We start from the raw sequence: 13448 nt of genomic DNA, 5'->3' as shown, positions 1-13448 counted from the left end.
GAGCTGGCTTTCGTTTTTTTATGGCTGTCAGAAAATAAGCCGCTATACCTGTGGCTGTGTTGTTGGTTCGGGTATGACAGGCACTGTAAGCTCAGGTATAGGGGCGACAGGTATAGTCTCTTTAACCGCTGCCGGCTTTGGCAAAAATCTTTTCAATACAAGAAGCAAAGCAAGGTAGAGCAGACCCCCAACAGGTATAGCCAATATGGCCCAGGCCGAAACCGCGGCCAGGTTGGCCATCCAGAGTTTGTTCAGTGCGTCCAGCCAGTCCAGTCTGAACATGGCGATCAATTCGTCGAGAGTGATTTTCAGGTCATCGAGGCCAAACATGAAGATACCCGCTTTAATGAACGGAATGATCAGCACCAACTGCAGCGGATGCACCAGGTAACTGATCAGCACAGTAGCCGCAATATTCAACCTGAAGCGGGCGGCCAGTGCAGTGCCCAGCACTGTCGTGACGCCGAAGAAAGGCAATATACCAACCACCGTACCCAGCGACACCGTCACGGCCAGCTTGTGCGGCGTCATGCCCTGCCGGAGCAGGTTGAGCACAGGCTGCGCGATGCGGCGCTTGAAAAATGCAGAGACGATAGAGGTAGACAAACTGTTATCTGATTTAAATTTTTGCTGCGTGATAGAACTATAAGGAAGACACCCCGTGACGCAAAAGGGTTGCATGCACAGGCGCACAAAAATTAGGCCATCCCCTTGCAGCTTAATGCCCGAAACACAGGAAAGTAACCTGCTTCTAAAAGTATTGTTTGGGGTATTTTTAATGTCAGGTATAGCGACTGCTTTCTAAACTATTTTCTGATGCGCAGAAACCGGAGTACTTTGTCTAAGGTGAGCGCATGCTCCTCAGTACCTTTCGTACCTAGTAGATAAGAAAAGGGCTGCAGATCCGGCGAGTGGTCGAAGTAGATCTTGAACATACCTAGAATTGGAACTGACACAAACATACCCGGCAAGCCCCAGATCATACCGCCCACAATAATGCTGATTATGGTAAAGAGCGGGTTGATGTTGACGCGGCTCCCAGTGATGTTAGGCGTCAGGATGTTGTTTTCGGTGAACTGCACCAGCAGAAAGAACAGCAGCACGCCGAGCGTTTTTTGCGGATCTCCCTGCACCACTAAGGTATAGAGGAAAGGTATAGCGCCGCCGATCAGGGTGCCAAAATAAGGAATGAAGTTCAGAAGAGCCGAGACAATCCCAAGCAAAATAGCATATTCCACGCCGATGATCAGTAATCCGGCCGAGTTGAGAAAGCACAGGATCAGGATGACAATCACCACGCCACCCATGTAATGCCGGGTTACATTCGATACCTCGTCGATGATCATCTTTACCTTGCCGTGGCGGTGCGACGCTACTACGCGCATCAGAAAATGCTCAAACTTATTCCGGTAATAGAGCATCAGGAAGGTATAGACCGGCATCAGACCGAATTTGGTGATCGTGTTGGTAATAGCCAGCAGCAGGTTCGTAATGGCCGCGCCGCTCAGATCGAGTGCATTGCTCACCTGCATCCGAAGCCATCGCTCGTTGGCTTGGTTTTCGTCGCCAAATTTCCGATCGATGATGGCCTGCAGGTTGTCGATGTTTGCCAGCGCCTTATCTTTCAGTGTAGGTAAGTCGGTCAGGAAAACAGACAGCTGTTTATAAAGCAGGATCAGCAAACCGATAGCGAGTGCCAGCGAGAAGATAATTGTCACGAAGTTGGCCAGGATGCGGGGTAGGCCCCAGCTTTCCAATCGCCTGACAACCGGGTAAAGCAGGTAGGCAAAGAGCATGGACATCACCAGCGGGTAAAGGAACTCTCGCGTTTCGACCAGCACAAACACCAGGAGCACCAGGAACAACAGCCAATACGTAAGCTTCTTTATCCGATCGTAGTCATTTGCCATAGCCCTACATACTGAAAAAATAGCGGAAGGGATATATTGGAGTTTGAGAGTTGAGGACTTAGAAAGTTAAAGTTGAGATTATAATACATGGTTTGGAAAGTCCCTGATCGATAGGCTTAATCGGTTGGTATAGGATTATGTTTAGCGATGACGTATGGCTGAAATATTAGGAAGTATCAAGCAGGTATAAATCCCTACCTTTGCACCTCACGTACGCATGCCCATGGCTTCTTTTGATCAACTGAAACTCTCCCCTGCGCTGCTGGAGCGCCTCGCTGAACTCGAATTCCATACCCCCACCCCTATTCAGCTTGCTGCTATACCTGCGCTCCTAAACGGACAGGATGTGGCCGGACAGGCAGAGACAGGCAGCGGAAAAACAGCAGCCTTTGGTCTGCCGCTACTGCAGCAAATTGACACGGGCAAACAGCAGGTGCAGGCGCTAGTGCTGGTACCCACCCGCGAGTTGGCCGTGCAGGTGCGCCACGAACTGAAGCAGCTGGCCCAGAAAATAGATAACCTTAAGATCAGTGCATTTTACGGTGGGCATTCATTCTCTCAGGAGCGGGCCTCGTTGGCGTTTCCGCCCCAGGTGCTCGTGGGCACGCCCGGCCGCCTCACCGACCACCTCTACCGCCAGACCCTCGACCTTAGCAAGGTGCGCCTGTTGGTGCTCGACGAAGCCGATAAGCTCCTCGAAATGGGATTTGCCGATGAAATAGACCAGATTCTGGAAGCTATACCTAAAAAGCGACAGGCTGTGCTCTTCTCAGCCACCATGCCCGACGAGGTAAAGCAGCTGATCGCTGATTCGCTCAAAAATCCGCAATTTGTGCAGGTGTCGCCCAATGCTATACCTGACCAGGTGCGGCTGACAGGTATAAAAGTGGCGCATTCCGAAAAGCAGCAAGCCCTACTCCATCTGTTGCAAAGCATCAACGCGGCTGGCACGGTCGTGTTCTGCAACACCCGGGGCGCCTCCGACGATGTGGCAGCCATGCTGGCCAAGCATGGTTTCGGGGCTCGCTCCCTGCACGGTGGCATGGAGCAGCAGGACCGCGACAAAGCCATGACGCTCTTCCGCAACGGAACCACACAGGTACTGGTCGCCACCGACCTGGCCGCCCGCGGACTCGATATTGCCGCTCTCAAAAACATTATTCATTATGAACTGCCCGACGACGATGCCGCCTACCTGCACCGCAGCGGCCGCACAGGGCGAGCCGGGCGTAGCGGCCAAGTCTATACCTTCGCCACCACCCGCGACGAGCAAAAACTCCGCGACTGGGGACTGGTGCGTATGGATGAATGGCTGAACGCTGCAGATTTGGTTGCTCGTGTTGAAAAAGCTGCCCCGGAAGCAACAGAGGCTTTCGCCACGCTCCACATCAATGCCGGCCGTAAAGATAAGCTCAGTCCAAGGGATATTGTTGGCGCTTTGATTGCTGCCGCTGGCCTGAAAGCCGACCAGATCGGACGCATTGAGGTGCAGGACAAAGCCAGCTATGTGGCTATACCTGCTTATCAGGCGAATGCGATCGTTGAGGCACTATCCAACGGAAAAATTAAGGGCAGAAAGTTCAGGGTTGGATTGGTGAAGTAATTGAGTTTAGAAATTAAAAGGCTCCCGCTGTAGGGGCAGCTCGCGACCTGTCCGAATCATGCACCGAAAAATCGTAAACGATAATACCCGTTTGGATTGTCAGGCGATAAATCAATCCATGCCGTTTACAAGCCATACCTTATGAAAACAAAAGGGGACTTACCGAAATAACAGCAAGTCCCCTTAGTTCGCACGTCAGATCGGCGTTATTTTTTTATTTCTTTTGTAGCTTCAGCTTTAGGAGCATCTTTCTTGGCGCAGCACGACTTACCAGAAGCAGAGGCAGTTGCTTTGCCGTCTTTGGCATCAGTTGTTGCGGCCATCATGTGGCAGGATTCGGCTTTATCGCCTTTCTTAGACTTTTTGGTTTTGCCGTCTTTATCGGCGTGCTCCATTTTGCACTTGCCGCCTTCGCAGGCCAAGGCTGGTGTAGCCATGCCGGCACCTACAAATCCTGCCAGGGCCAGCACTAAAACTAGTTTCTTCATATCGTTTGGTTATCGTTTGTTTAAACAGAAATTAACCCTTTGTTGTTGAGTGAGTAAATATACACGATCTGCCTAATCCCAAAAATGATCATTCTCACTTTTTAATCCCTTGAGCCACAGAACCAGCAGTTTACTCGCACTTTCCCTCATTGCTATCCTGACGGCAATCAGCGTCTTCTACGCCTCGCGTTTACGCTTCGATTATAACTTCGACAACTTCTTCCCAAAGGGTGATCCTGATCTGGCGTACTACTTCAGCTACCGCGATAAGTTCGGCAACGACAACGATTACCTGCTGATCGGTCTTGATAATGGCGGCAGTCTCTTCGATCAGCAGTTTCTACAGAAGGTCGATACGCTGACCCAGTTTATACAGCAACAGCCGCATGTAGAATCTGTGCTCTCTCCCACTACCGTCAAAAGTCCGATCATCGAGCAGTTTGGTTATTTCGAGGTCCCCTACCTGCACCCTGATGAGCCCGAGCGCTATGCACAAGACTCCACACGGATTTACCAAAGCCGGGAGTTGGTGGGTACCCTGTTTTCAGAAGATGCCAAAGCTGTATCTCTTTTCGTCCAGACCAGCGACAACCTGGCCAAACAGCCCGGCGACACTTTGATTGCAGCCTTGTATGGTGAAATAGAGCGCCTGGGTTTGCAGGAGCACCATGTAGCCGGAAAAGTGTTGGCGCAGTCGGTCTTTATCGAGAAGATGAAGATAGAGCTGGCCATTTTTATGTCTGCTTCCATTCTATTGGTCATTCTGTTCCTCTGGATCGCTTTCCGCTCTGTCTGGGGTGTGCTGGTGCCTTTGGTGGTCGTGCTTCTTTCTGTTATCTGGAGCCTGGGCGTCATGGGACTATTCGACAAACCCATCGATGTCATGACGGTCCTACTCCCTACTATTATGTTTGTGGTGGGCATGTCGGATGTCATTCACATCTTATCGCGCTACATTACCGAGATCGGGCATGGCTTGACGAAAATGCAGGCGCTCCGGCTCACGATCCGGGAAGTAGGCTTGGCCACCCTGCTCACCTCACTCACAACCTGTGTCGGCTTCCTGACGCTGCTCACCACCTCGATCGTTCCCATCCGGGAATTTGGCTTGTATACCGCCATTGGCATAGCGCTGGCTTTTGTGCTGGCCTTCACAGTACTGCCAGCTATTTTGCTGCTGACCAAGCGTCCCAACCCTCGCCGCGCCCGTCGTACCGACTTGACGTGGCCCATGCTGTTGCGTCGCATCTATACCTTTGTGCTCCGCAGGCCCTACCCGATTCTCTACACTAGTATAGGCATTGTGTTGGTCTCTCTGGTTGGCATCAGCATGATCAGGGTCGATACCACTCTGCTGGAGGACCTTGGCGACGATGACCCGATTATCCGGGATTTCCAATACTTTGAAGAGAAATTTTCGGGCGTGCGCCCCTTTGAGCTGCACCTGATCGCTGGGCCGGGCAACAGCATGTACGACCTGGAGGTACTGCAGGAAATCGACAAGTTGGAGACCTACCTCTACCAAACCTACGGCCTTAACTTCATTACTTCGCCAGCAACTGTGGTGCGCACCCTGCATCGTGCCCAAAACGGCGGTTTGCCAGAGGCCTATACCTTGCCTGCCAATAAGCAGGAGATGCAACAGATAAAGCGGCGGCTGGCAGCTTTTAGCAAGCGGAGCGAGTTGCGGGCAGTCGTAACAACAGACCAGCAGGAAGGCCGATTAGCCGGCAAGATGACGGATGTGGGCAGCGTGCGGGCAACGGCCTTGAACGATTCTTTAAAGGCATTCATCGACCTGCACATTGACCCCAGTTTACTCCAAACCCGCATTACCGGCAGTGCCGTGATGCTCGATAAGAACAACGAGTATGTGGTGAGCAACATGCTGCAGGGCTTGCTGATCGCATTTCTGGTGGTAGCCATTCTGGTGGGCTTTATATTCCGCTCCCTCCGCATGGTGGTGATCTCGCTTATACCGAACATCATTCCATTGCTGATGATCGGAGGCATAATGGGTTTTCTGGGCATCAACATGACCGTCTCCATTTCCATTATCTTCACCATCGCTTTTGGCATCGCGGTGGACGACACGATCCATTTTCTCGGCAAACTGAAGGTTGAACTGCGCAAAGGCAAGTCGCTCCCCTACGCCATCAAAACGACGTTCATCTCGGCTGGCAAGGCCATCATCATCACTTCCTGCATTCTGGTAGCCGGCTTCCTGACATTGGTGCTGTCCTCCTTCGACGCCACTTTTTACGTGGGGGTGTTTGTGAGTCTCACGCTGGTTTTCGCCCTGGTAGCCGACCTTTTGCTTTTGCCCGTGCTGATCCTCTACTTTTACAGGCCGAACCAAAAATAATTTGTGCCGAATCCAATAAGGATGGCCATCTTTGCGTGATAGAGTAAAGCATTTCCCTTTTTTTATGATGATGAAGAAACTACTGGCTCTCTGCATTTGCTGCCTTTGGTTTGTGGGCGCGCAGGCACAGCAACAAACAACGGCGCAGGAAGACAAGGTGACCCGGCTGATGGGCGAGCGCGAACAGCTGATTCTGGAATACCAGTACTACAGCCAGCAAAACAGCAATTTCTGGGGCAAGCAGTCCAAAAAAGATCTGCTCAACATCATCGACACGCTCAAAGAGATTATCCGGAAAGACTCTGAGCTGATTGCGGCTGTGAAAGAGGCCAGTGTGCGCCGGATTGCCGAAAGCACCGTGGAAAGCCAGCGGGCCGGCAAGATGATCCAGCAGGACGAGCGCCTGATCAACAATCAGATCAGCGACCTGAAAGGGCAAATCAGTACCCTCGAGAGCCAGGCCAAGAAGCGCGAGCGCGTGATCCTGGATTTGAAAGAACAGTTGAAAGCCACTGACGAAGTGCGCTACGGCAAAGACCGCGTGATCGCCATACTGGGCGTGGCCGCGTTCATCTTTTTCCTTTATGCCGTTTTCCTGCAGGTAAGGCTGAGCAGTAAGAAGTCCACTAAAAAACGCAAGAAAGCCTAAGGACGTATAGCTGCCTCCGGTATAGGAAACAGCCTGATGCAGCGGAATTATTTAGCACCCGGTTTTTGTTATAAAACGATACCCTTTCAGGTATAGGAATAGAGACAAAAGCGATGGAAAAGGCTGGCGCTTCATACCCAGCCTTTCTTTTTTAGACATACATGATCGATATTTTTGAAGAACTGCGGCAGGTACAGGACCTGCTGAAAATAGAACAGGAAGAAGACCGGCAGCAGTATAAGCTGAAGGCGCTCAAAAGCACCATCACGGAGCGAAAGGAAATGGGCCTTTGCTGGTATCCGGTCGTTATCTCGAAAGAGGAGATTGGATTCGGCAACAAAGTAGTAATCGAGCTGGAGCGAACCTCCGACCGTGATCAGTTGCACCTTTTCCAGCCCGGCAAAACAGCTTCCCTTTTTACGAATAGCGGCGAGAAAGCCAGCCTTAGCGGCGTGGTGCTCGGCATCAAACGCAACAAAGTCATCCTGGCCACCAACAAAGAGGACCTGCCGGACTGGGTGGACTTTGGCCGTCTGGGCATCGAGCTAACCTTTGACGAGATCAGCTACCGCGAAATGGAGATCGGCCTGAAGAAGGTGCAGGAAGCTAAAGGCACCCGACTGGCTGAGCTCCGCGACATCATGCTAGGTATAAAGCCCGCCACTTTCACTGACGAGAAATTAGAGGAAATACAGGCCCTGAACGCATCGCAAAACGAGGCGGTGCAGAAAATTGCGCAGGCCAAAGACGTGGCCATCATCCACGGGCCTCCGGGCACCGGCAAAACCACCACCCTGGTGCAGGCCATCCTCCATACCCTGAAATCGCAGAAGCGCTTGCTGGTAACCGCGCCTTCCAACACAGCGGTAGACCTTTTGACCGAGAAGCTGGCCAACGAAGGCGTAAACGTGATCCGCATCGGTAACCCGTCGCGCGTGTCGGATGTGTTGCTGGAGCATACCTTGGATGCGCAGGTGATGGCGCACCGGGCCTACAAAGACCTCAAAAACCTGCGGAAAACGGCCGAAGAGTACAAGCGCATGGCTTACCAGTTCAAGCGCAAATTCGGTCACCACGAACGTTCGCAGCGGCAGCTTTACAAAAACGAAAGTCACCGTCTGCTTGAAGAGGCCGACAGTGTGGAGCATTACATTACCGACGACTTGCTTGACAATGTGCAGGTGATTACCTGTACCTTGGTGGGCGCGGCTAACAAAGCCATCCGTCACCTAACCTACGACACCGTATTCATCGACGAAGCGGCGCAGGCCCTGGAGCCGGCCTGCTGGATCCCGATCAGTCGTGCCAACCGCGTGGTGCTGGCCGGCGACCACTGTCAGCTTCCTCCTACCATCAAGTCGCTGGAGGCAGACAAGGGTGGCTTGAGTGTGACGCTGTTTGAGAAGTGTATTCAGCGCCAGCCGGATGTATCCGTGATGCTGAAAACGCAGTACCGCATGCACCACCACATCATGCAGTTTTCGAACAAACAGTTCTACGGCGGCGAACTGATGGCGCACGAAAGCGTGCACAGCGCAGAACTGCACGGGTACAACCCGATCTTCGCCCCTGATATGGCCGTGGAGTTTATCGACACGGCCGGTTGCGGGTATACCGAGGCCGAAATGCCGGACACGATGAGCTCAGCCAACCCGGAAGAGGGCGACCTGTTGATCAACCACCTCTCTAACCTGTTAAAGGAATACGATGAGGAAGCTGAAGTGGCACCGTTAAAAATTGGTGTGATAGCGCCCTACCGCGCTCAGATCAACTACCTGCAGGACAAGGTGGAGCACACGCCGCGCCTGCACGAGCTGCACCAGAAACGCCAACTGAGCATCGGCACCGTGGACAGCTTTCAGGGGCAGGAGCGCGACATCATTTGTATGAGCCTGGTGCGCAGCAACGAGCGCGGCGAGATCGGTTTTCTGGCAGACGAAAGACGCATGAACGTGGCCATGACCCGCGCCCGCCGCAAACTCATTATTGTGGGTGATAGTGCCACGCTTTCGACCAATCCGTTTTTCGCGGAGTTGATTGCCTACGTGGAAAGCATTGGAGCCTATAAAAGTGCCTGGGAGCTAACGGAAAGCCTGCCGTAGCGTAGGTATAAGTTTAGATTTAGTTTATTCATCATCAGAGAGTCGTTCAAATTAAACCGGGAGGGTAATAGTACTCCGGTAAATCTTTTTTACCTTTCTGATACCAAACCAAAACACACATTATGAAAATTGAGAAAAACAGAGTGGTGACGCTTACATACGAGCTTCATATTCAGAGCGAAAGTGGTCAGCAAACCCTCGTTGAAACTGCCAATACAGAAAATCCGATGGTATTTATATACGGCATGAGCGGTCTGCCAGACCAGTTCGAGGAGAACCTGGCTGACAAGAGCGCTGGTGACGAGTTCGACTTCAAACTGGACTCAGAAGCCGGTTACGGTGAGTTCGACCAGAATGCTGTGGTAGAGCTGCCAATGAGCGTTTTTGAAGTGGAAGGCGGTATACCTGAGAACATGCTGGAAGTGGGCAACTTCATTCCGATGGCGGACAGCGAAGGCAACCAGCTGCAAGGCCGTGTAGCCGAAGTAAGAGACAACTCCATCCTAATGGACTTCAACCACCCACTGGCCGGTAAAGAGTTATACTTCAAAGGCAAAGTGGAAAAAGTGCGCGAAGCAACTGCCGAAGAGCTAGACCACGGCCACGTGCACGGCGAAGGCGGTGTGCATCACCACTAGTCTTATTTGACAGAGAGTTTATTGGCAAAGGACAAAAGACTTTTGACACCATAGATCACTTTGTGAAAAGCCGAATTGCAAAACACAAAAAGAGCCGCTATACCTGCGGCTCTTTTTTTATAGGTATAGCAGCTAGTAACCTGATCCACCTAACTTCTGGACCTATACCTTGGTAAATCCATTCAAGATCTCCCGAAACGTCCTTTGCCTTTTGTCAAAAAATTCCTTTGTCAAGAAATCAGCTTAGTTCCGGCAGTACCTCCTCCACATAAGCAATCAGTTCCGGGAAGAAGATCGAAAAATCGGTGTCATACAAGGTATAGTTTTCGAGCAACTCCTCTCCCGCCCTTTCCATACCTGAGTCGAACGACGTGCGCCGGCTTAGTCCACCCAGGGCCTGTGCTATACCTGTTACCTCGGCATAGGACAAGAGCCAGTTCTGGCGCATCATGTACGGAAAGAAATGCTGCACCCGCTCGGGCAAACTAGCCAGGTGCCGATTGATCAAGGTATAGACACGGGAGGTATACGCTTCCAGGGGTTCAGATGAAAACTCGTTGAAGCGGCTAGCCAGAAAATGGTCGAAGTACAGGTCGGCCACCACCGGGGCGTATTTGCGGAAGTGCGGACGCAGGCGGGCCTTGGTTTCGCTTACCACCGGGTGGGTGTCGGTATAGGCATCGATCAGGCGGTGCAGCCGGATGCCCCGGGCCACATCTGCAGGGTATAGCTCCAGCTGTTTTCCCTTCACGGCATCAGCAATAAAATTGCCCAGCAATAGCGCTTCGTCGTTGCCAGAGAGAAAAACATGGGCCAGGTAGTTCAAATTAATTTTGTTTGCTTACGTATTTGATAAAACAATTTGCCGGATGCTTGGTTGTAGGGAAAGTAGCGCAGAGGCTGACAAACTCTTTGACGGAAGCACCCGTACTCCAATACAAATCCAATTTACAACATATCACTATGAATAACGAACAAAAAGAGAATCTGAATAAGCTGATTGAACTGGTAAAAGACATCGATTTTACGATGATGACCACCATCGATGACGACGGTAGTCTGAGAAGCCGCCCCATGAGCACGCAAACCATCGGTGAAGACGGGGTGGTGTGGTTCTTTACGGGTTACGAATCAGGCAAATCGCACGAGATCGTGCACGACTCGCACGTTAATCTGAGCTATTCGAAGCCAGATGACAATGTCTACGTGTCGGTTTCAGGAAGAGCGAAACTGAGTAAAGACAGAGCCAAGATTGAAGAACTTTGGTCACCGGAGTTGAAGGCTTGGTTTCCTGAAGGAAAAGATGATCCGAACATTGGCCTGATCCGGGTGGATATCGACAAAGCTGAGTACTGGGACTCTCCAAGCAGCCCTGTCACCCACCTGATCGGATTTGTGAAAGCCACTTTGTCTGGCGAGAGTTACGATCCGGGTGAGAACAAAAAGATTAACCTGTAGGTATAGCACCAGCCAAATTTAAACTGGAGACACCTGCCAAACATTTCGGTTCGGCAGGTGTTTTTGCTTTAATAGTTTATTAAATTGCATTTGTACTTACCTTTTAATACCGATTCCGTGCGACAAGTCCCCCCACAGTCCGACCGACTTACCACCCTGACGCTTTTCGGTTTTAGGAAAGGCCACATCCGTTGGGGGCTTGCCCAAATGGGTACCAAAGGAGCCCAACTAGACCAGGTTCCTGGTTTGTTGTTTCATAAATTGTTGGGCAGTGGCCACGGTAAAGGCTTCAGTATCAAACCTAACTTCCGGAGGTATGGCCTGCTGTGCACCTGGGAGAGCGAGGAAGCTGCTGATGAATTTTTGGAGCGTTCCGAACTGATGCTGGAATACCGCCTGCACGCCTACGAGATCTGGACTGTTAAACTATTGCCTACGCAGGCACACGGTCTTTGGGACAGGGTGCAACCCTTCACGCCGCAGCTTACCGAAAAAAATAATCAGGGCCCTGTCGCCGTCCTGACGAGGGCTTCCATCAACTGGTTGGCATTGCCGCAGTTCTGGCGGTTTACGCCTAAGGTAAGTAAGGGGCTCGAGGAGGCGAAAGGGCTGATCTGTTCGATCGGTCTTGGCGAGCTACCCCTGATCCGGCAAGCCACCTTCAGCGTATGGGAGTCGATGGAAGCCATGAAAGCCTACGCTTACCAAGGGGCCCTCCACAAGGAAGTGATCAAACGCACGCGGGCCGAAAAATGGTACAGCGAGGAGCTCTTCGCGCGCTTTATACCTGTTGAAAGTTACGGACTCTGGAACGGGGCTGATCCATTGGCCAAAGTAATCAACAACACCTTAAGTTAAACTTACTTCCTGGAGCGATTCAGGATATCTTCCATCAGGTCAATCTGAATCTCCTGAATTTCAAGCAGGCGCTGATTCTGGTGCACGATCAGGTGATCAATCTTCTCATGCAGCAACCGTATTTCCAGCTCTGCCTTCAGGTTCACCTTATAATCGTACTCTGATCGCTGCCGGTCTTTTGCCTCTTTTCGGTTCTGGCTCATCATGATGATGGGTGCCTGTATGGCCGCCAGGCAAGATAAAATCAGGTTAAGGAGTATGAAGGGGTATGGGTCGAACGGACGAGTGGCAAGTAGGTATACGTTCACCATCATCCAAAGCATAATGAATCCGAAGAAGGCCACGATGAAAGTCCAGCTACCACCAAATGTTGCGATCCTGTCTGCCATTCGGTCGCCAATAGACAAGTTCTCCCGCAGCTCTTCCTCTATGTTGGTGGACAGGAGCTCGTTCTCCTGTATACTGTCTAGCACCTCCTTTTCAAGCTCCGAAATCTCACCAAGCTCTTTTTCCAGGAGTTGCTCCAGATACTTCTTGCGGTACTTATTCAGGTTGCCCACCGCCACATACGAGTCATCCGTAAAATCAGGGTAATCCGCCTGTATCAGTTTAAAGATAGGCCGACGGATGGTGGCGCCCAGCGCCAACTGATTCAAGGACAATTGCCTTTTGGTGAGGTGGCAGAGGGCGGTTTTCAAGGTTTGCTAGCTTTCAGTGCTTCTTCCAGCTTGGCCTTCATGGCATCGTACAAACGGTAACCTCGGCTCAACAAAGTCAGGTTATGCCCAACAAGCAGGTATAGACTCGGGAACGCATTGGCTTGCAGGTGGCGGGCAATCAGGAAGTCCTGCTGCGTTTTCTCCTTCATCTCCTCCGACTCAAACCTCTCCAGAAAAGTGTCTTCTGCTATACCTAGTCCCAGCGCGATTTCGGCCAGCACCTCCGGCTTGGTGACATCGTTGTTGCGGGCATAGAAGGCACGCTGTACTTCTTCAGCCATCGCCAATTCCTTTTCAGGTTGCAGGTAGCGGACGGTTACCACTGCCCGGCAGGCAGGCTCTGTGTCGTACACGAAACTGTCGCGCTCAAAAAAATCAAGATCGAATGGCTGTCCGGTCGCCTTCTCCACTTCCTGCCAGTGTTGGTGCACGGCGGCTTTCATCTCCTCGCCCATCGGCTCTGTCGTGCAGGGCCGTAAACCGCCCAATACCAGTTTAAAGTTCATCTTGCCATCCTGTTCTTCTTTGAGCCTATGGAGCACCGGCGCGAATCCGTAGCACCACGAGCACATCGGGTCCATCACGTAAATCAGGTGCGGCACATCCAGCAGATCGTATTTTTCCATTTTAATTGCGGTTTCCTTGAAAGTGCAAAGGT

13 protein-coding genes are annotated in these 13448 nt (G+C 51.7%); 7 read left to right on the top strand and 6 right to left on the bottom strand.

Annotated features, from left to right (window positions below; translation table 11 throughout):
• Window positions 1–42: 42 nt before the first annotated feature.
• The gene (locus tag B0B12_RS03780; RefSeq protein ID WP_076666138.1) at window positions 43–606 is read right to left on the bottom strand and encodes a DUF2062 domain-containing protein; all 564 of its coding nucleotides are present in this window, start codon (window positions 604–606) and stop codon (window positions 43–45) included.
• A 200-nt stretch (window positions 607–806) separates the two neighbouring features.
• Window positions 807–1910 (bottom strand): AI-2E family transporter, encoded by a 1104-nt coding sequence (locus B0B12_RS03775; protein ID WP_076666137.1) that lies wholly within the window; start codon window positions 1908–1910, stop codon window positions 807–809.
• A gap of 223 nt (window positions 1911–2133) precedes the next feature.
• On the opposite strand from B0B12_RS03775, the gene B0B12_RS03770 reads away from it, so the two are divergent.
• On the top strand, window positions 2134–3513 hold the full coding sequence (locus tag B0B12_RS03770; RefSeq protein WP_076666136.1) for a DEAD/DEAH box helicase: 1380 nt from the start codon (window positions 2134–2136) through the stop codon (window positions 3511–3513).
• Between the two features lie 206 nt (window positions 3514–3719).
• Here B0B12_RS03770 and B0B12_RS03765 read toward each other — a convergent pair whose 3' ends face one another.
• Window positions 3720–4001: a hypothetical protein gene (locus B0B12_RS03765; protein WP_076666135.1), complete on the bottom strand. Its 282-nt coding sequence runs from the start codon at window positions 3999–4001 to the stop codon at window positions 3720–3722.
• 109 nt (window positions 4002–4110) lie between these two features.
• Between B0B12_RS03765 and B0B12_RS03760 the strand changes: the two genes are divergently transcribed.
• The 4 genes from B0B12_RS03760 (at window position 4111) to B0B12_RS03745 (ending at window position 9755) form a co-directional block, all read left to right on the top strand.
• Window positions 4111–6366, top strand: coding sequence for an efflux RND transporter permease subunit (locus B0B12_RS03760; protein ID WP_076666134.1), 2256 nt, complete (start codon window positions 4111–4113; stop codon window positions 6364–6366).
• Window positions 6367–6430: 64 nt separating this feature from the next.
• A complete protein-coding gene (locus B0B12_RS03755) occupies window positions 6431–7015 on the top strand; it encodes a hypothetical protein (RefSeq protein ID WP_076666133.1) in 585 nt (194 codons plus the stop codon).
• Between the two features lie 161 nt (window positions 7016–7176).
• A complete protein-coding gene (locus B0B12_RS03750; RefSeq protein WP_076666132.1) occupies window positions 7177–9117 on the top strand; it encodes an AAA domain-containing protein in 1941 nt (646 codons plus the stop codon).
• A 122-nt stretch (window positions 9118–9239) separates the two neighbouring features.
• A complete protein-coding gene (locus tag B0B12_RS03745; RefSeq protein ID WP_076666131.1) occupies window positions 9240–9755 on the top strand; it encodes an FKBP-type peptidyl-prolyl cis-trans isomerase in 516 nt (171 codons plus the stop codon).
• A 238-nt stretch (window positions 9756–9993) separates the two neighbouring features.
• Here B0B12_RS03745 and B0B12_RS03740 read toward each other — a convergent pair whose 3' ends face one another.
• Window positions 9994–10581, bottom strand: a complete 588-nt coding sequence (locus tag B0B12_RS03740) for an acyl carrier protein phosphodiesterase (protein WP_076666130.1) — start codon at window positions 10579–10581, stop codon at window positions 9994–9996.
• A 137-nt stretch (window positions 10582–10718) separates the two neighbouring features.
• Between B0B12_RS03740 and B0B12_RS03735 the strand changes: the two genes are divergently transcribed.
• Together B0B12_RS03735 and B0B12_RS03730 are read left to right on the top strand one after the other, a co-directional pair.
• Entirely contained in the window at window positions 10719–11213 is a 495-nt protein-coding gene (locus B0B12_RS03735) for a pyridoxamine 5'-phosphate oxidase family protein (protein WP_076666129.1), read from the top strand.
• 117 nt (window positions 11214–11330) lie between these two features.
• A complete protein-coding gene (locus tag B0B12_RS03730; protein ID WP_076666128.1) occupies window positions 11331–12071 on the top strand; it encodes a DUF3291 domain-containing protein in 741 nt (246 codons plus the stop codon).
• 2 nt (window positions 12072–12073) lie between these two features.
• Here B0B12_RS03730 and B0B12_RS03725 read toward each other — a convergent pair whose 3' ends face one another.
• Both B0B12_RS03725 and B0B12_RS03720 read right to left on the bottom strand, forming a co-directional pair.
• Window positions 12074–12769, bottom strand: coding sequence for a DUF1003 domain-containing protein (locus tag B0B12_RS03725; protein ID WP_076666127.1), 696 nt, complete (start codon window positions 12767–12769; stop codon window positions 12074–12076).
• On the bottom strand, window positions 12766–13416 hold the full coding sequence (locus B0B12_RS03720) for a DsbA family protein (protein ID WP_083704070.1): 651 nt from the start codon (window positions 13414–13416) through the stop codon (window positions 12766–12768). The genes B0B12_RS03725 and B0B12_RS03720 overlap by 4 nt, the downstream gene beginning before the upstream one ends.
• Between the last annotated feature and the right edge of the window lie 32 nt (window positions 13417–13448).

Origin of the sequence: Pontibacter indicus (genome assembly GCF_900156345.1) — a bacterium.
Taxonomy (GTDB): Bacteria; Bacteroidota; Bacteroidia; order Cytophagales; family Hymenobacteraceae; genus Pontibacter; species Pontibacter indicus.
Note: the sequence above shows the minus strand (reverse complement) of the source record. Positions and strands in the feature narration are given on the sequence as shown.